17 protein-coding genes and 1 pseudogene are annotated in these 17,965 nt (G+C 49.4%); 3 read left to right on the forward strand and 15 right to left on the reverse strand.

Features of this window, described 5'->3' with window-relative positions:
• Positions 1–164: 164 nt before the first annotated feature.
• From DWY93_RS05825 to dinB, 8 genes are all read right to left on the reverse strand, one after another.
• Positions 165–560, reverse strand: coding sequence for a hypothetical protein (locus DWY93_RS05825; RefSeq protein ID WP_117471878.1), 396 nt, complete (start codon positions 558–560; stop codon positions 165–167).
• A gap of 20 nt (positions 561–580) precedes the next feature.
• Entirely contained in the window at positions 581–928 is a 348-nt protein-coding gene (locus tag DWY93_RS05830) for a recombinase family protein (RefSeq protein WP_117471880.1), read from the reverse strand.
• 31 nt (positions 929–959) lie between these two features.
• On the reverse strand, positions 960–1,313 hold the full coding sequence (locus DWY93_RS05835; RefSeq protein ID WP_038292372.1) for a type II toxin-antitoxin system PemK/MazF family toxin: 354 nt from the start codon (positions 1,311–1,313) through the stop codon (positions 960–962).
• A 52-nt stretch (positions 1,314–1,365) separates the two neighbouring features.
• Positions 1,366–1,620 (reverse strand): hypothetical protein, encoded by a 255-nt coding sequence (locus DWY93_RS05840; RefSeq protein ID WP_242990537.1) that lies wholly within the window; start codon positions 1,618–1,620, stop codon positions 1,366–1,368.
• Between the two features lie 635 nt (positions 1,621–2,255).
• Positions 2,256–2,699 (reverse strand): sigma-70 family RNA polymerase sigma factor, encoded by a 444-nt coding sequence (locus DWY93_RS05845; protein ID WP_002593746.1) that lies wholly within the window; start codon positions 2,697–2,699, stop codon positions 2,256–2,258.
• A 318-nt stretch (positions 2,700–3,017) separates the two neighbouring features.
• The gene (locus DWY93_RS05850) at positions 3,018–3,221 is read right to left on the reverse strand and encodes a hypothetical protein (protein WP_002593747.1); all 204 of its coding nucleotides are present in this window, start codon (positions 3,219–3,221) and stop codon (positions 3,018–3,020) included.
• A 15-nt stretch (positions 3,222–3,236) separates the two neighbouring features.
• Positions 3,237–3,779 carry a hypothetical protein gene (locus DWY93_RS05855; protein WP_002593748.1) on the reverse strand — a complete coding sequence of 181 codons (543 nt, stop codon included), beginning with the start codon at positions 3,777–3,779 and terminating at the stop codon, positions 3,237–3,239.
• A 14-nt stretch (positions 3,780–3,793) separates the two neighbouring features.
• Positions 3,794–5,032 carry a DNA polymerase IV gene (gene dinB, locus DWY93_RS05860; protein ID WP_117471884.1) on the reverse strand — a complete coding sequence of 413 codons (1,239 nt, stop codon included), beginning with the start codon at positions 5,030–5,032 and terminating at the stop codon, positions 3,794–3,796.
• 198 nt (positions 5,033–5,230) lie between these two features.
• Between dinB and DWY93_RS05865 the strand changes: the two genes are divergently transcribed.
• The 3 genes from DWY93_RS05865 to DWY93_RS05875 are packed head-to-tail and all read left to right on the forward strand — an operon-like array spanning position 5,231 to position 6,824.
• Positions 5,231–5,668, forward strand: coding sequence for a helix-turn-helix transcriptional regulator (locus DWY93_RS05865; RefSeq protein WP_117471886.1), 438 nt, complete (start codon positions 5,231–5,233; stop codon positions 5,666–5,668).
• Positions 5,669–5,706: 38 nt separating this feature from the next.
• A complete protein-coding gene (locus DWY93_RS05870; protein ID WP_117471888.1) occupies positions 5,707–6,228 on the forward strand; it encodes an ImmA/IrrE family metallo-endopeptidase in 522 nt (173 codons plus the stop codon).
• Positions 6,229–6,239: 11 nt separating this feature from the next.
• Positions 6,240–6,824, forward strand: coding sequence for a hypothetical protein (locus DWY93_RS05875; RefSeq protein WP_117471890.1), 585 nt, complete (start codon positions 6,240–6,242; stop codon positions 6,822–6,824).
• A gap of 243 nt (positions 6,825–7,067) precedes the next feature.
• Here DWY93_RS05875 and DWY93_RS05885 read toward each other — a convergent pair whose 3' ends face one another.
• From DWY93_RS05885 to DWY93_RS05915, 7 genes and pseudogenes are all read right to left on the reverse strand, one after another.
• A complete protein-coding gene (locus DWY93_RS05885; protein WP_117471894.1) occupies positions 7,068–7,946 on the reverse strand; it encodes a DUF4261 domain-containing protein in 879 nt (292 codons plus the stop codon).
• A gap of 12 nt (positions 7,947–7,958) precedes the next feature.
• Entirely contained in the window at positions 7,959–8,738 is a 780-nt protein-coding gene (locus tag DWY93_RS05890) for a hypothetical protein (RefSeq protein WP_117471896.1), read from the reverse strand.
• A 20-nt stretch (positions 8,739–8,758) separates the two neighbouring features.
• Positions 8,759–8,983 (reverse strand): annotated as a pseudogene (locus DWY93_RS17850) (hypothetical protein); the annotation flags it as partial.
• Complete coding sequence (locus DWY93_RS05900) at positions 8,922–10,082, reverse strand: hypothetical protein (RefSeq protein ID WP_117471897.1); 1,161 nt, start codon at positions 10,080–10,082, stop codon at positions 8,922–8,924. The pseudogene DWY93_RS17850 and the gene DWY93_RS05900, both read right to left, overlap by 62 nt.
• On the reverse strand, positions 10,079–10,357 hold the full coding sequence (locus tag DWY93_RS05905) for a hypothetical protein (protein WP_117472068.1): 279 nt from the start codon (positions 10,355–10,357) through the stop codon (positions 10,079–10,081). The genes DWY93_RS05900 and DWY93_RS05905 overlap by 4 nt, the downstream gene beginning before the upstream one ends.
• A 28-nt stretch (positions 10,358–10,385) precedes the next feature.
• A complete protein-coding gene (locus DWY93_RS05910; RefSeq protein WP_117471898.1) occupies positions 10,386–11,249 on the reverse strand; it encodes a CbrC family protein in 864 nt (287 codons plus the stop codon).
• A 15-nt stretch (positions 11,250–11,264) separates the two neighbouring features.
• A complete protein-coding gene (locus tag DWY93_RS05915) occupies positions 11,265–17,963 on the reverse strand; it encodes a DUF2185 domain-containing protein (protein WP_117471899.1) in 6,699 nt (2,232 codons plus the stop codon).
• Positions 17,964–17,965: the final 2 nt, after the last annotated feature.

Consider the following 17,965-nt stretch of genomic DNA (forward strand, 5'->3'; position numbering starts at 1 on the left):
AATCTTTCCTTTTCAAACGAAGCATTATCAATAAACAACGTCAATCGATTTGATAACTCCCTGCTATTCCAAATGCAATACCTGCAGTTAACAAAAATCCAATAATTCCAACTGCCGCAACAATCAATATCCCAATCATGATCGTTCTACCTCCTCAACAATCTCTATAACATCTGGCATTCTGCCATCGTAACCGCTTCATCTTCCATAGCAAAATATTCATCTGCCACATTGCGTTCCACCGCCAAAATCTCTCCAGCCTCCTTCTCTCCCAGCTGGATCGGCGCCAAATACTTAATAATTCTCCCACATAATTTCTGGTCCGGACAAATATCCAGCATCCCCATACAGGTATTCACAATAAGGCGATCCAACACATCGGTAATCACTATTTTTTTAGCATCATATCCTCTCGCACCGATAAAATTTGCCAAGTTCTCCGGGGTCAGTGCCAACATATATTCTTTTCTGGCTCCCCCACCATATGGATACTCATAGGCATATCCCATCGTTTCTGTGTTCATGATCCGTTCTACCATATTCTTTTCTTCTGCTCTCATAAAATCTTCTCTCCTATTTTTTAACTGCCAAACTCAATTTTCCCTTCCAATGGCGAATATGCATCGACACCATAGCTTTCCTGAAGGATCTGAAATCTTGCGAGCTGCATGGATGATCTGGACAGCCTGCCCCGGTTTACAATCAAAAGAACATCTACCTGTTCTTTCTGGACCGCTTCTATAAAATGACGAAATCCATTTCGATTCCAAAGCGGAGTTGTCCCCACATCACTGGAACTTCCAACCAGTTCAAATCCCATCTGCTCTCCATAATCAATCAGCTGTTTAAACTGACTTTTTAATGCACCATTTCTATCTTCCGGTGCATCAATCGCACAATAGATCCACGCACGTTTTCCCTGACCCATTCCTGCCTCCTGCTCCTTTTCCAAACACCCTTTATGTTCTTCTCTGTACTGTTACACCAAAACTCACGAGAATTGCCTCATCTACTTTACGCATCATGGCTCCACTCAGACTTCCTACATACCCTCTTAATCTTATCCGGTCAATCGTCCTTACCTGCTCCAATAAAATAACAGAATCATTATGGAGTCCTCTTACATGATTTCCCAATTCGATATGTGTAGGTATCCAGTGCTTATTAGGCCGACTTGTAATTGCTGCCACAATGACGGTTGGACTGTAACAATTACCAACATCATTCTGAATAATCAAAACCGGCCGGATTCCCCCCTGTTCAGAGCCTATTACCGGCATCAGGTCTGCATAATATATATCTCCTTTTTTTATCGTAACACTTCCCCTCCTTCCATCTACTCTGGACTACGAATGTTCCTACTCTTTATGAAAAGTCTCTATCTCTATGTAATTCTGCCATCATATGGCAAATGCCTTTTTTCCATCTTACGCTGATGACCTCGCCTGCCAAAAGTTCATCCGCTCGGATTCCCTTTCCCAGCTCCTTCTTGGCTGCTTCTTTCTGCCCTTGCAAAAGTATGGATTTTACCTGGTCAGAATTCAGAAATAAATATCCTTTCGATGTCATAAAATGAAAATTGCTGTCAGGATATAATTCCATAAATTCTTTGACACGCATATACATCTTCCTCCTTATCATTTTGTGATTTAGAACACAAGGATAGCGGCAGCCTTATCCAGTTGATCTATCTTTCCTTTTCCGCTGGATAAATATAAAGCTGCCGCCATAGTTTCTGTTAAAAATCACTTGTTCTTCATTTTCAAAAGTTCCTATTCGACACAACTTCCCGGAACCAGATATCGGAAATACTGATATTCCTGTTACAACCGATATCTTTGGGCGGCAACACTGACCAGCCATGGCTTAAGGCTGTCATGGGATTGTTCCCCTCCGAGGGTCTCTCCGAGCCGCCCTCATTGCGTGTTCCCGTTTTGCGGGGCTGTGACTGGACGGAAGTATCATTATAGGCTGTTCAGGTCATTGCAGGCAGTCTGCCAAAACTGCTTTAAGGACAAATTTTTTTCGCTCTGCACCTTTGATGTCATCTTATTGACAGACACTCTGACTATCTGCAGGTGGTCGTGGCGGATTTTCCTTTGTGCTTTTCCTTTTGGGCTGAACAACTAAGGTATCTGTATTGCCGGATATGACTGTTTCACACAGTTTTTGCCAAAGAACAGAAAGAGAAATCAGTCCCCTTCACTTCCTTCCACGCTGGCAGAGAAGTTTGAGAACCAAAAACAGAAAAATAATTAAAATAATTTTCTCAGTTTCTCTAAAATCTTCTGTCTCCGTTTGTTTATCGCCTTCTGTGACAATCCAAGTACCGAAGCTACCTCCCGTTCCGTCCGTTCCTCAAAATAGAGTTCCTGAATCAACCACTGTTCTTCTTTCGAGAGTTCTAAAAGGAATTTATGTAACTGTTCACACTCTATTTTTTTCAGAATCTGATCCTCCACACTTCTGTTTTCTTCTGGAAATTGCACAGCCATTTCCTGCAGGCGTTCATAGGAATCCTCTCTGCTAGGAATGGTCATTTTCTCTCCTGTTTTAGGATCTACGATATTTCTTGCTCTTTTTAAGTCATATTCCTGATACTGCATTTTTCTTTCACTTGTTCTCAATACAGCGATTACTTCCTCGCTGGCTTCCGGATACATTTTTCTAAAATCCGGTATCTTATACGGTTTTGCCATGTTCCTGTCCTCCTTAGTTTTCGTTGGGTGGTGAAAACGAAGGACAAGTGGCGGACTACGACATAGGTTTCTGGCAATCCTCAAGCAAGAGCTTTTCTCCATACGCTGCTCCTTAGAAAAAAAGAAGCCAACGGGAGGATCCCGCTGGCTTTTAACAAATTAGAAATTGGATGCAGCGCACAAAACACTATAAAAAAGACCCCATACATTTCTGTATGAGATCTTCTCGCTCAGCACACTGACCATCCAGTGTACTGACTATAACATGAGAGAAGTCGGACTTTCAGTAGGACTCTTGTCGGACTTTAGTCGGACTATTTAATTGATATGAAGCGTTCTCGGTTTGCTTCCGTCACTTTCAATCAGATGTTCTTCCTTCAATTGCCGAAGATAACCATGCACAGTTGATGGGGAACGATACCCTAAACCTTTTCCGATATCCCGTACAGTAGGCGGATATCCATACCTTTTTATGTATTGCTCAACAAAATACAAAACTTCCATTTTCTTTTTGTTGCTCATAAAACCACCTCTCCTCTATTCATAAAGTAACGGTTCTTCCAAAGCCTGTTTGATTTGAGGAAGAGCACTCCCCCAAAGAGATAGACCGAATATTTTAATTGCTTCCTTTTTTCTATCATAATATGTGCTTCTTTCCATCCGAAGCGTTTCCAGTAATTCAGGCTCTGTATATCGGAACCGGCTTAAATAACACTTAAACACAATGTCAAAATAAAGCTGTGGTGAATATGGAAAATCACGCATTTTAACCATGGCCGAGTCTACCAGTTCCACAAGCCACTTGGTCTGGAACAGGCTTTTTACTGTTTCTTCAAACTTTTCCCTCTCTACAGTAGGAGCAAAATCATTCAGATATAGAAGCCCCTCCTCCAGTTCTCTACCATAACAATATTCTGCTTCTTCACGAAGCATTGCAGCACGGTCACAGGCCGTCCAGCATACATTTCGATAAATAGATAATAACAATTTTGACCTTTCATATAAATTTTGTTCATCCAGATGCTGCATCACACACAGCATCTGAATACTGTTTTTTGCCAATGAGTTTTTCCGTCCCATAAGCCCCTCCTATCTTACCGGTTCATAACTCCCGGCATAATCAAACCATGATCTCGATATTCCGGCATCTTCAGATCCTTCATCAAGGCCGCTGGATAGATAGCCCTTTTTCCAAATCGCCGCCGAGTTTCCTCAATCGCCAGAAATAATTTTTCTTCTTTCTCAAGCCGGATTGGATCCGAAAACAAACAGATTTGCTCCGGTTCTTTTGCTGATACCAAGTTGATTGCACGAACAGTTACCGAACGCACAGGTTCCTTCCAATCATAATTTCTCTGAAATAGTTCCCTCGCCAGTTTTGCAATTTCCAAAGGCACTATCGTCGGAAGGGAAAGTTGACCTTGATACTGCCTTGTAAATAATTCCTGATTGCGAATCGCTATCTGAACCCCCTGTGCTTTCAATCCATGAATCCTTAATCGATGTCCTATGTCCTGGCATAATTCCAGAATAACCTTCCAGACCTCCTCTTCTGTTTTAAGATCTGCTGTACAAGTAATTCCATGCCCCACACTTTTCATCGGAGACACAAAGTCCTTCTCCATTACCGGACTATCATCCAGACCATTTGCATATGACCACAGCATCAGCCCATTTTTACCAAGAAGCTGGTTCACATAATCATGATCCATTTCTGCCAGATCTCCTATCGTATAAATTCCAACTTGCTCCAGCTTCTTTGTAGTTGAGCGGCCACAGAATAATAATTCCGATACCCGAAGCGGCCAAACCTTTTGTTTCCATTCTGATTCTTCAATGCTAGTTATGGCATCCGGCTTCTTCATATCACTTCCCAGTTTTGCAAATATTTTATTGAATGAAATTCCTATACTAACAGTCAATCCCAGTTCATTCTTCATCCTGCAGCGAATCTGGTCTGCAATTTCTTTTCCAGAACCATAAAGAACCTGACTTGCTGTCACATCCAAAAAGCACTCGTCCATTCCGTAAGGCTCTACCAGGTCTGTATATTCCTGATAAATCTCTCTTGCCATGTTGGAATATTTTAAATACTGTTCATACTGGGGTGGAACCAAAATCAAATCCGGACAAAGTCGTTTTGCCTCCCAGTTAACCATCCCTGTTTTTATTCCTGCTTGTTTCGCTTTCTCTGATTTTGCAAGAACAATTCCATGACGGTTTTCTGTGGACCCGCACACTGCTACTGCTTTTCCCTGTAGCTCTGGGTTCAGCATCATTTCTACAGAAGCATAAAAACAGTTCATATCACTATGAAGGATTGTCCGATTCATATTCTGTACCCTCTTCCAATTTTTTCTAGCAATTATTAGCACACTTATTCTTGACAGCTTGCACACTCACTATTATAATGTGCATATAGTCACTGATACTTGCTAATTCTTGCTAATTCAAATATTAGCAACTACATGCACACTTGTCAATAGCACAGTTAGCAAGTTTACGCACACTAAAACGAATGGAGGTCTGACATGAAATCTTTTGGTGCTAAAGTTAAAGAACAACGTGGAAATCTTGGATTAAGTCAGAAACAATTAGCAGAAAAAGCCGGAATGGGTATCCGAACAATTACTTCTTATGAATTAGGAGAAAGAAAACCATACCAGGCACAGCTTTATAAGCTGGCAAAGGCACTGGAGGTATCAACCGAGTATCTGCAAAACGATAACATAGAGGATCCATCTTATGGTTTAGACCGCATGGAATATGTAGAAGATATGAGAAAAAAAAGCGGAACCAGAGAGGCATTGGATCTACAAAAAATGCTGGCTGAGAACACAGCTCTTTTTGCAGGAGGCACTCTAAGCGAAGAAGCAAAAGATGCTTATTTTCAGGCAGTTGCCGAAGCATACTATGACTGTAAAAAAGCAGCCAGAAAAACCTTTGGCAAAAAGAAAAATCCACAATAATCTTCTCCCGTAATATAGTCCGAAAGGAGGGAGCTGTTTTGACTATTCAATCCATATCTGAAGAAGTCAGACGGATCCAGAAAAAATATGGTGAATCGGATCCATTCCGTCTGGCACAGGCAATGAAAATTATCGTGGTATTAAAACCGATGGGAAGATATAAGGGGTGCTGCAAAGGATTTTATGTTCAGCACCGCAGAATCAAACATATCACAATCAACAGCGATTTGCCGGAAGTGATTCAACGGGTCATACTGGCTCATGAAATTGCTCATTCCGTGCTTCATGCAAACATAACAGCTGCATTTCATGAATTTACACTATTTGACGATACAGATCGGCAGGAATATGAAGCAAATCTCTTTGCTGCCGAACTGCTGTTATCTGATGACTGCGTATTAAATGCATTAAACGAAGACCAGTTTTTCTTTCAGGCAGCCAAAGCTCTTTATGTACCAGCAGAATTACTGGACTTTAAATTTCGTGTCATGAAACGTAAAGGTTATAAACTGGAGTCTCCCATCGTATCACATGGGAATTTTCTGAAAACAATTGAATAGGAGGACTACTGATGAACGAAGATACTATCCGCGATATATACTATGTAGAACATAAATGGAACCCCCATTTTTTCTATCTTTCCCCAAAATCATTTTGCCAGGATCTTGAAAAAAATGGCCCCGATCTATACCTTGACTTGTTCCATGCCATGTATCAGGAAGAGTCTGATTATATTTGTCCATATACGGAAAACGATTTTTCCCTTAGAAAAGAACTTTGCAACAATGGGACAACTATCATCTATCAGCTTATTACTCCATCTCCTGTCCTCTCCCCTCTTACCCGGTGTGTCTATTTCTGCTGTCAATTAGATAAGCAGCAATATTTTTACTATACCTCTGAGCTAGCACATACCGGTGATTATCTGCTATGCGGATGGACAAAGGATGAAGCGCATCTCATTTTCCATTCCGATGCATCTACACTTGAGGAAGAACTGGAAGAAGTTAAAAAACTTTTTAAGGAGGTAGAACTATATGATCGGTGTTCAGACAGACTGCAAAGTTTATGTAAACGTAAGAGCAGCCTTCCTTCCAGACGGAAAGATGCTTCCAGAAGAACTTACCTGGGAAGACGGAACACCTTATACAATTGACCGCATTTTGAATGTGAAACCCTCTGTCGCAAGGAAAGCTGGAGGTCAGGGCGACTGTTATACAATTTTGGTAAACGGAAAGCAAAGCCATCTCTTTTTTGAACGCAGTACAAATTTAACGGGAGCTTATATAGGCCGGTGGTTTGTAGAACGAAAATCTTAACCAAAACCCTTATATAAAAAAGATAGCTGTCATTTTACGATATAATGTCAACTATCTTTTTTATATGGCATCATTTTATATTAACGCATTCCAGACGCACACTCTCCCATATTAATGTCCAGCACCCCTCTGGGCGGCTGGATCAGGGCGTCCTCATACTGGCACTTCCACTGAATCTCCCGGCACATCTGGCCATTCGCCACGCCGTCTATGGTTTCCCCATCCTGAATGGGGTTATCATGCTCCAATATGTACGATGCCACATTGTAGGCGTGGTTTACCACCCAGTTGGGGTCCATGTCGTGGAAGTGGTACTGGAGGTCGGGCAGGAACAGGGTGCTCATGCCCACCGTGTCGATGAGCATATCTTCGGTGCCCTCAATGTTAAAGAAGCGGACATTGACGCCAAAGCGGATGAACCGATCCGAGCCTTCAATCTGGTGAGAACGCACATCCTCCGCCAGGAACAGTTTGCCGCAGTTCTGGAAATAGAATGCCTCACAGGTGGGGTATAGCTCCGCCAGAGCCTCCAAAAAGTCGGCATCCAGATTGGCACGCTCCAGCGCCGGAAGCGCCGCAGCCAGCATATCGGTGGCTACCACCTGATATTTGCACTCCCGGAAGATCCGCTCCCGGTCCTCCTGGCAATCCCACATCTGGCTCATCAGGAAGGCATCAAAGCCTTTGCCCTTGAACTTGTCGCATTTCATCACCATCAGCTGCACCGGGCATTTTCCGTCCTTGAACTCTGCAATATGCTCCTGTGCGGCAAAGCCGGCCATTTTCTTATCATAACAGAAACACTCGGTTGATCCGATGTGCTTCTCCATTACGGCAGTCATTTTTTCTTTATCCGGCATTTCTACCGGCTCTTTGAACAGCATCTGAATGAGATAGGGGCCTCCGGGCTGGGGACCTTTTTTGTCGTCCAGGTTTTGCTGGAAAACTTTATTGCTCATTTGGTTTCCTCCTTAATAATCCAGCAGGATGGGCACCTGCTGTTCCTCGGCAAACCGCATGGCTCGCCAGAACATGGAGAAGGCAAACTTGGCAAGGGATTGGGTGTCATACGGGGTGTGTTCCGGGATGTCCGCCTTGCTGTACCGTCCATCTGCGTCTATGGTTCCATCTACCGGGTATCCCTCAGTGTCGGCCCAGCCAAGGATGGTATCCTCATCGGCCTGCCACGCCAGCTGGTTCAGCTTCTCCAGTTCCTTCCGCAGTCCGCCCAGAGTGGCGATCACCGCCTGATCATCGGTGAGCAGAAGCGCCTGAAATAAGAAGGAATCCGCCAGAGGCAGCCACCAGGTAGCCCCACTGAACAGGGACCACACCCGCTCCTCGTCCGATGCAAGGCGGGCAATCAGGGGATGCTCCCCAAAGTCCCAGTCTTTCTCCACAGTAGGTGGCACCGGTTCCTCATATGTATGGCAGGCAGCCACCAGCAGCATGGCGCCGAACGCATCCCAATCCGGCTTGTCGGTGTAATATGGCTTCTCATTGTCCTCCGGCCAGGGGGTGTAGGGCGGTTGGTCCGGCTGGGAAATAGCTGCCAGAATCTGATCCCGCCAGTTCTCCACCGTTTCCTGAACCTCAGCCGGGGACAGCTCCTCCTCGTTGTCAGCAGGTTCTCCATCCGGGGTGATGCGGTTGAAAGTATATCCGTTTTCCTCCGCCCACTGTTGGACGATGGTTTTCCAGTTGTGAGAATAGTACCGTGTCAGTGTTCCGGCGTAGATGTCAAGTCCCATAAGTTTTTCTCCTTTTTTGTCTATATCATTTCATACAGCAGGGCAGCGTCGCCCTGCACCAGCTCCAGATGGGAACGCAGCGTTTCCAGTCCGCTTTGTACCGCCTCGGTGGGGAGGTTCCAGTCTGGGGCAATTTCGGCGGCCAGTTCCTGGAGATTCTGCTCCCGCTGAGCTGCCAGCAGTTTAGACGCCAGCTCTCCCGCCAGCAGAGCGCAATCCGGGGTATCCTCCGTCTGGGGAGCAGGAATAGATGCTCATGGCCCCGTAATCGGTGTGCAGAACAAGTCCGCTCCCAGTAAAGGCAAAATTCACCTGCCGCACCACAAAGGGGTCATCAATAGTGGCCAGCAGCTGGCCGCTGCCGATATCCCACAGCTCTATGGGGGAACTGCCACGATCCTGCTGAACAGCCATCAGGCTGCCCCTTGTCCGCACCATACAGGTGTCTGAAAAACTCAGCCCCTGCCGGACAGAAAACGGGAAAGGATTGTCTATCTCCTCTCCGGTCTGGGTCAGATAGAACTTACCGCCCACCGAGAAACACTGGTCATCCGGGGAGAAGAAGGGATGCCAGCCCTCATTGGGAATCACTACTTTTTGGGCAGATTTCAGATCGACCAGCACATACTCACCCTCGGTGACACGGTAGGCCGCTTTGCTTTGCCGGGGAGAGAGCATCCCAAAGCAGTAATAGGCAAAATTCGGATTCTTAGACTTCTTGCATTTTACCGTTTCCCGCCACACCTCTGTGTTGCTGCCAAAGTCAAAGACGATGATCTCCTCGCCCGTGTACCACAGGGCCAGGTCGCCGCTGGCATCCAGCATGGTCTTCATTCTGTTTTTCTTGTTGGCAAAAGGCGTGACCTCATGGGTGCGGAGTGAGAACTGCTGGAGAAGATAGCTGTTGTTCAGCAGCAGGGTATCATTGGGGCAGAGAACCTGCTCATAGGTCATCCGCTTGGCACCCAAAGAGACCGTTTCAAGAATCTCCCCGTTGCCATCGAAGTGATAAAGGATCTCGTCCTCAAAATCTCCGGCCATCCTCGTCAGGAAGAAGTCATCCCGTGTGAGAGCGGTAGCTAAGGGCATAAAACCGTTGCTATCCTTTCCGACAAACCGATGGCATCGCGCTTCTTCAACGGCGGCGTCCGGATTCTGATAGACAAATCCTTTCCGCATCTGGCCCATCATGGCGCTGGCCGCCTTGCTCTTGACCTGGAAGGCGGAGTCGCACAGAATCTCCTTGACCTTCCCGCTATTCAAGCAGGTTCGGATGGTATGTCCGTCAATTTCAATCCGCCACTGCTTATTTGTGGCGGGGTTGAGGAATGTTTTTTCAATCATGGTTTTGATTGTTCCTCCTTTCGGATCAGGATGCTTTTTCCCTCGGCGTTGATGCCATACAGGTCATCCAGATGGATGTGAAATCCATCCTCACGAATGGTTTCTGCCATACCCAGAGCGGCTTTCGCCAATAGGAGCAGCCCAGCCCGGTTTCCCGTTAATTCCAATTCATTTCCATCGGCATGAGTGGCAAAGGAGAGGTGGGCTTCCGGCTCCACTGGAAGGATGGGCAGTTGTTCATCATTGAATTGAATGGTCAGTGTTTTGGGGTTCATCACTTGTATCCCACCTTTTGAAAACTCCTCAATCAAAATCCATCCAAAGCAGGTGCTTTCCACAGTGGAGGCACTGGAACAGATAGCATTGCAGATGCCCGCCATTGACGGATTCCCGAATCATTTCTTTCTGCTCATCGTCCCACATGGGGTCGTCCAGCACCTCCTCCAGCACGCCCAGCGCCCGCAGTTCTCTGGCACCCACATAGCCCAAAAAGGCACAATAGTCGCCGCAGTGAGCGCGCCAGTATTCCTGCTGCCAGCCGGAATAGCCGGGAGTGCGGTGGATCAGCTCGTCCAGCTTCTCCGGATCGTCTACACCATCATCCAGAGAGAAATCATCTTGAAAACTACCATCATATTTCCGGGCCGCTTCGCCGTTGGCGATGCACTCTGGGCACAGATATGCAATATCCTCCACAGAAAAGAACGGATTTGTATAGAAAATATGGGTCATCTTGCCGCAGCAGTCACAGACAACGCCGTCTGCGGATTCCTCAAAAGCGCCGGTTGCCAACGGATTCGGATGATACCGGAAGGTGGGTAGGCCCAGCCGGGTCTGCCGCTCCTTCTCGTTCTGCTTTTCCTCTGGTGTTTTGGGCTTGGGGATGGCGTAATGATTGCCCCAGTTTTCCGCATAGTCCTTCAAGACTCCCAGCCGCTTGAGGGTCTTCTTGTCGGAACGATTTCCAATTTGGCAGAGCAGTTCGTAGGCGTCCTTCTTAAAGTCCAGGAGGTCATACACATCCACCAGCACTTCCTTGGCCTGCTGCTCCTCACTCTGCTCCAGTTCCTCCTTAAAAGTATAGAGAGCGCGGACACTGTCTGGATTTCCTTCTGTCTCCCGAAACTGCTTTTGTAGTTCAATATATTGCTTTAGGTATTCGTTCATGGTCACAACCTCCCATCAATCCCACCAGAAATACCAGACGGTGGATTGCCACAAGACATCTGCCAAGGAGCCAATGCTTCCATCCTCATTCTGATCCAGATCTGGGCAGAAGCCATATTGCTCCACAGCCACCTCCATAGCTCTTTCCTTGGAGATCGGAGTTGAAAGTTCAAACTCCAATTCATCGTGGCTCATGGCGGCAGGGATGGCACCATGCTGCTCGAACCAGTATTTTGCCACTGCCATCAGGTCCGGTGTGTCGGGACACTCATTCCAATTTCCAAAGGGCAGATAGGCGAATATCTCCCAGGGGTTCTTTACCGGAATTTTAGCCAGAATGAGCGGATATGTCATTCCGGTATCATCGTTCCAATAGTTTGCGAAGCGGTCGTTGGGTTCTCCGCCCTCCATCTCGCCCAGGACTTCCTCATCCCAGTCCATATCGTCATCCTCGGCTTCTTCCTTGCGCTGGCCGGTCAATTCCTCCAGAACCGCCTTGCCGTCTTTTACAGGGGCAGTCAGTATCTTCTTCCGGTACTCCTCCACGGTTTTGAGGTCAAATTCATAGCAGTCCGCATCATGCTCCGGGTCGGCGTTCATTACCAGGCATTCCAACAGCGTTTCATCATCCGCCTGGATAAGCACGGGAACAAAGCCCTCCCGTACCCCCAGCCGCTGGGCGTAGCTGTATGCCGACATGATGGGGTCATCATCTGCCATGGATGGGAAATAGGTACACTCGCAGTCCAGATACTCCATGATGGCCTGAGCCACCTCGGAAGGCTCCAGCGTATCCTCGTCGAAGTCCTGTCCCTGCCAGTTGGCGAAGCGTTCCTCAATCACTTGAGCCATAGCCTCATAGTAGTCCTCGTCAAAGGAGATGAACAGGTAGGCTTCATCTTGGAACTCATCGGAGTGATACCGCTCTGGGCCGAAGAAGCGGAGGGCGTTGTCGTCAACATCGGCAGGATAGTAGGGACTGTCGCCCTCTCCGTAGTAGTAGCCTGCAAAGGCACGGCCTTGCTGATTGAATAGCACAGAGAACAGACAGCCGTCCAGCTCATCCCGGATAAACTCCCGCAGATCCACGCTGACAGGGTCGGCTTTGACCTGTTTGGCCACTTCGCTGTATTCTTTAAGGAAGTCCTCGCCCATCAGGTCGTGCTCCATGCACCAGCGCAAGTAGATGGCCATGTGGTTGTAGGCATTGATGGGGGCAATAGGCAGTTCCTTCTCCTCAATGCTCTCAAGGTGATAGGAGGCATCGTCCATCTCGCCGTCAAAATCATCGTTAGAAAGGGTGCCTCTGGTGATGGCATCCTGGCGATCCGGCTCCACCATAAAGCTGATGCCGTCCATTTTGTCCAGCAAGGCATCCGCGTCATGGGCCATCTTATATTCCAATTCATCCCGGTAGAGGGGAAGCACCTGATAGAAGTTGACCTCCTCGCCGCTCGGCAGGATGCAGACCTCGCTGCCATCTTCAGTGTCCTGGGGACCGGTCAGAATGGCGGCGCACAGCTTTGTATCTTTTGCAAAGTCATCCTCATTGTCCATGGTATGGCCGAAGCCCAGCCAGGTATCACTGGCAATGGGCAGGCGAGCCAGCACTTTCAGCAGGCGGATGGGCCAGTACCACTTTTCGTCTTTCATGGACTCCTGATCCAGCTTCCAGTCCGCAGGCAGGGCGATAGCCAACTCCGCCCGCTCCAGCTTGTATTCCGCCAGCTTCTCCGGCACATTCATCCGGTGAGCGCCCATACCCATGGTGACCAGGGTGTAATAGTCCCGCTCCTCAGTGGGCGGCACCATGCAGATGTCCACATGGATGTCGGGAGAAACCAGCTCGTGGAACACATTCTTGATCTCACCGAAATACTGCTGGATGTGCCCCTCGACGGCCTCCATCTCCTCCTCAGTGTAGACTTCGGGATTACTGAATTCTTCCTCATCCTGCGTGTCATCATTGTCTGAGTGGTCGCAGCTGTCATCCTCCGGATCTCCCTTTATAGGCTCGTAACCAATCTTCAGGGTCATCTGTTCCTCTGGCAGAGAGACACCGGGGCTGCGGGTGATGGTGTGCTTATCGTCCGCAGAAAAACCGATAGTCTCGCCGTCTTGTAGCGTCACATCACACGCCAACACATAGGAGGCAAGGCTTGCCAAAAAGTCCCGCAGTTCCTCCGGCTCGGCGTCGGTGTTTAGCACCTCCATCTCTTCCTTGCCAAACACATCCATGCCGTAGGTGTAGCCGTTCAAGCCCCCCTCTCTCCGGTACAGGCCAAACCAGACCCAGTTGAAGATGGGTAGTTCGTCCTCTTTCATCATATCGGCAAGGCCCTCATAGAAACGAGGCTCAAATACCACACCGCTGGTATATATGCCGGTGGCGTATTTCTGCTTGCAGCACACTGCCAGCGCCTTGGTGAACAGCTTACCCCGTTCCAGCAGTTTTTCCTCCTCGCCCAACACAGCCACCATGATATGGGCCTTGTGCGCTTTGGCCGCTTCTATAGCTTCTGGCCACATATAGTTGTTTTCAGCGTTAATTTCCGCTTCATTGTCGGGGATATGGCCGTGGAAGAGTGTCGCAATCAGCATCATGTTGCCGATCCGCATTACCACAGCGTCATCACTGTTCTCATCATCTTCGTCGCCATCATCCGGCTCCTCATCTACGATGCCCCATTCTTCCCGCAGATCCCGGATCAACTGCTCCTTGTCCCACTCTGCTTTGGAGAGGAGCACAGACCCGGCAAAGGAGCCTTTACAGTCAGTTTCCTCCTCGTCAGCGTCATCATCTTCGTTAAGATCCTCTACATCTTCATCCAGATCATATAAGGATTCATGCTCCAGTCCGCGGATAAATTCCTCAAAGCTGTCTGCCAGATGGGTAATCTTGTAGTCGTTTTCCTGATCCACATGGACTACCGCAGGCTCTCCCTGGGGGCCGCAAGCCCGGTAGTCCAGGAAGATCATATCGTGTCCGGCGCTGGGACAGTCGCAGATGGCCACTCCGATGGCAGGATACTCCCACTCATCAATCATAAACTGGCTGCCCAATTCCCCGCAGAGGGAGTAGCTTTTTTCCCGTCCGATGCCGAAAATGCCGGTGATGGCCACATGGTCTTCTGCCCAACAGGTAGGCTCATCGCAGGGATAGCAGGTATTCACCGGAATGCCGCCGTTGTGTTGCTTCATCAGCCAGATGTAGGCGGCGGGCAGCTTGTAGCCCAGCTCCTCCTCCACACTGGCGATCAGCTCATCGGAAGGCGGCTCACTGATATATTCTTTCAGTGCATACCAATTATCATCCCAGAAGTTGGTGAGGTCGAAATCCTCAAAGGGGGTATCACCGGGCACGAATTTGGCCTTCTTGTTCCGGCTGCGCTGGCGTTTCCGGATCTCCTCCTTACACTCCTGAATCACCGCCGGGGCATCTGCGTCCTCCGGGTCCAGCTCTGCCCACCGCTGGGCGTAGGGAATGGCCTTTTCCTCCTGCCCATAGAGATACTGATAGCCGTAGGCCATCCGCATATTCCACTCTGACTTGTCCTGGCCTTCCTCCCGGACAGACTCCAGCACCTCAATGGCCCTCAGGAGGGCTTTGTCTCCCTTGGATTTCAAAGTACCCTCGTCATGGTTCCCGATGATGGCGTAGTTCTCCAGTGCCCGCGCCAGGGCGTAGGCGGTGCGGTAGTTCCGCCAGTCCTCCGGGATGGCATTCAATGCCTGAATACAGCGGGTGTACTCGTCCTCATCGTTCCACTGCTCCAACTGAGCGAAGAATGCTTCGGCGTTTTGTTGGGTATAAGGAATATAGTCCATGCCCGTCAGCGTCTCGTCCAACTCGTCATCCTGATTCTCAGTTTCTGGCCCATCATCTTGTTGCTTTAGGGGCACAGAACCTGCTTCACGGCGGAAGGTGTGGAAGATGGCCCATGGGATGTCCGTGCCTTCAAAGAACTCTTTCGCCATGTTCAGTGCCTCTCGGATGTCCCAGGCGATGAAGTCCACATAGCCGCAGTAGAGGCCGGTGGCCCCACCGGTAAGGGTGAGAACCTCCGGTCCGTCACCGGTGGTGAACAATTCCTCCAGCTTGTCCCGGAAGTCGAAGATCTTCTGACTGCCTTCCTCCTCCCGCAGGGTATCCAAGGGATAGCAGAAGAAGCCCGCCACCGCGCCATCGGCGTGGAGATCGTCCATGAAGTCATTGTCGACATTCAGATAGCCGTTGATGAGTGGCACACAGTTGGTGGAACCGGCCATCACATCCAGCCGCCAGTCGGCGTCCGGGTCCTGGTTGGGTTCCATTTTGTAGCCAAGGTAGCTCTCCAGATAGGCTTCCGGATCGGTGGAGAGTTCCAGCCCCCGCTCCTTCAGAGCGTCGGGAAGCTGGGACATAAGAATGGACGGCTCCGCCTTGGGTTCCACCAACACATCAAAGTTGTCTATGTATCTCATGTGTGGGATCTCGCCCAGCACCTGATCGGTGAGGGTGGTGAGCATCCACCAGGCCCGGCCTTCCTCCTCCCGGAGCATGGGCAGCAGCTTTTCGCAGTAGGCGGAGATGGCGAAGCTGTTTTCACCCTGCTCCTCCAGCCAGATCTGCACATCCTCCCCGGAGATGTCCCAGCCATCCTCGGTACGCAGGCCGATGTTTCGGATGGGCTGGCGGCCCACCAGGATGTTCCAGTGCTCCAGCACCTCTTTGGGGGCGTGCTTCTGGAAGTAGACCAGCTCAAACAGCTTGACCTTGTCCCCCTCCGGGGTGAGAATCAGCTCATGCTTTTCGCCATTGAAGCCCATTTCGAAGGAAATTTCATCAAAAACCAGATTCAGGGTTTCCTGCATTTGGGCCACGATCTCCGCACCACGGGTGTGATCCTTGTCCTCGTCCATCATCTGGCGCAATTCTGCTTCCATTTCGGCAAAGGTTTCCCACCAGTTCTCTGTCCGCTCTCGGAAGCACTCCGAGAACTGCGGCAGGGAAATGCCCTTCCCGCACCAGTCGATCAGTTCCTCAATGTCCTGTCTGGTGTTGAGCTTAGGATCATCACCGGGATGCAGTTCCAGAGCTTTTTCAAAATACCGCAGAGCGCGGCCCTCCTGATCCAGATAATAATAGGCATACCCCATGCGGAAATTCCAGGAATTAGTGTCTCCCAGTTCCTCCTCGTGGGACTTCATCAATTCCAGTGCCCTGTGAAGCAGCTTTCTTCCCTCCGGCTCGCTGGGGTCCGCCAGGTTGTTGTAGGCTCGCGCCAGCTCCATATCGATTTCCGGGGTACGCTCCTCGGCGGGGATGGCCTCCAGCGCGTCAATGATCTTCTGGTGTTTGCTCTCCTCATGCCACTTCTGGCACTGCTTCAAAATATCCATATCAGGCTCCTCCTCGTCCTCATCCGGTTTCCAGTCTTTGATCTGCTGGAACACGCCATTCTCATCCCGCTCAAAGGCGCAGGGAGCGGGCATATGCAGCAGCGGAATGATGTCGGAATCGTCGTTGCAGATCGTATTCAGCTTGTAGGTCCCTGCGTTGTTGGGGTCGTCCATGTACGCCTCGCTCTCGTCACCAGCGGTGAAGCGCCAGCCGCTGTCCCAGCCGCCGTCCGGCTCCTCCCGGTAGCAGTAGCCAACCTTGCAGCCCTCCACCGTGATGCGGTTGGTGGCGATGCAGCCATCGGCACCTTCCCAGTCGGGAAGCAGACGTTTCACATCTTCCGCCTTTACATGGTAGTTCCGGTTACGGCCGGAGACTTCGTACAGCTCTTTCCGCAGCATCTCCACCTGATAAGCCATATCCGTGATCTCATCCTCGCCCATCATCTCACTGATGTCATAGGACAGAGGATCTTGGACAAAGTCCGCCAGGACCTTGTCCATGGCCTCGTGTTCCTCCAACGTGGCGGTGATGCGGATACGGCGGGCGGGGGTGTTGCACTCGTCCAGATCGTGGAGGTTCACACTGCCGCTGACGCTGCACTCCAGCAGGATGGCGGCCAGGTCGGTGACCACATCAATGGCGAAGTGGAAGTCCATCTCCACGCCATTGGAGTGGGTGAACTCCAGATACTCCACAGTCTGGCGGAAGTCCCAGTTCTGCTTGTCCAGACCGATCTTGGCGAAAATCTCGCTGAGGGGGATCTCCTCCTTTTTCTGATCCTCTAAAAATGCCACAAGGTTCAGACTGTCATCGGAACCGCCAATAAAGTTGCCCCAGTATTTTTTGATATACATTTGTCGTGCCTCCTGTTCTGAAGCCAGTCGCTCAATGAGCTGATTCAAGTGTTCCAACCATGCAGGAGCGATCTCACCGCTGTCCTCGTTCTTCCAAAGATCCACAATCTCACGGATGCCGTCCTCGTCCGGCACTTCGTTTTTGATGTCGGTGAGCTGACACAGCAGGAAGGCAAGGGCTTCTTTGGATGCTGTGAAACCGGTAACTTTATCCCATATAGCTTCTTCATGATCGTAGTCCAGCTTGCCGTTATCCTTCCATTGGAAATACAGCTCCGCCAGAGCCATCGCAGTATTGTCAAAGAGGAAGTCGATTTGTGAGAAGTCAGATCCCAGCATGACCTCCTCTTTCATCAGTTCGATCATCTCGCCCAGATCCATTACCGGATGCTCCGGTACATATTCATTTTTAAGGATGTCCAGTACATCCAGCCCTTCGTCACGCTCTAATGCTTTTATGCCCCATGCTCCCATGT

Origin of the sequence: Clostridium sp. AF28-12, assembly GCF_003435225.1 — a bacterium.
Taxonomy (GTDB): Bacteria; Bacillota; Clostridia; order Lachnospirales; family Lachnospiraceae; genus Pilosibacter; species Pilosibacter fragilis.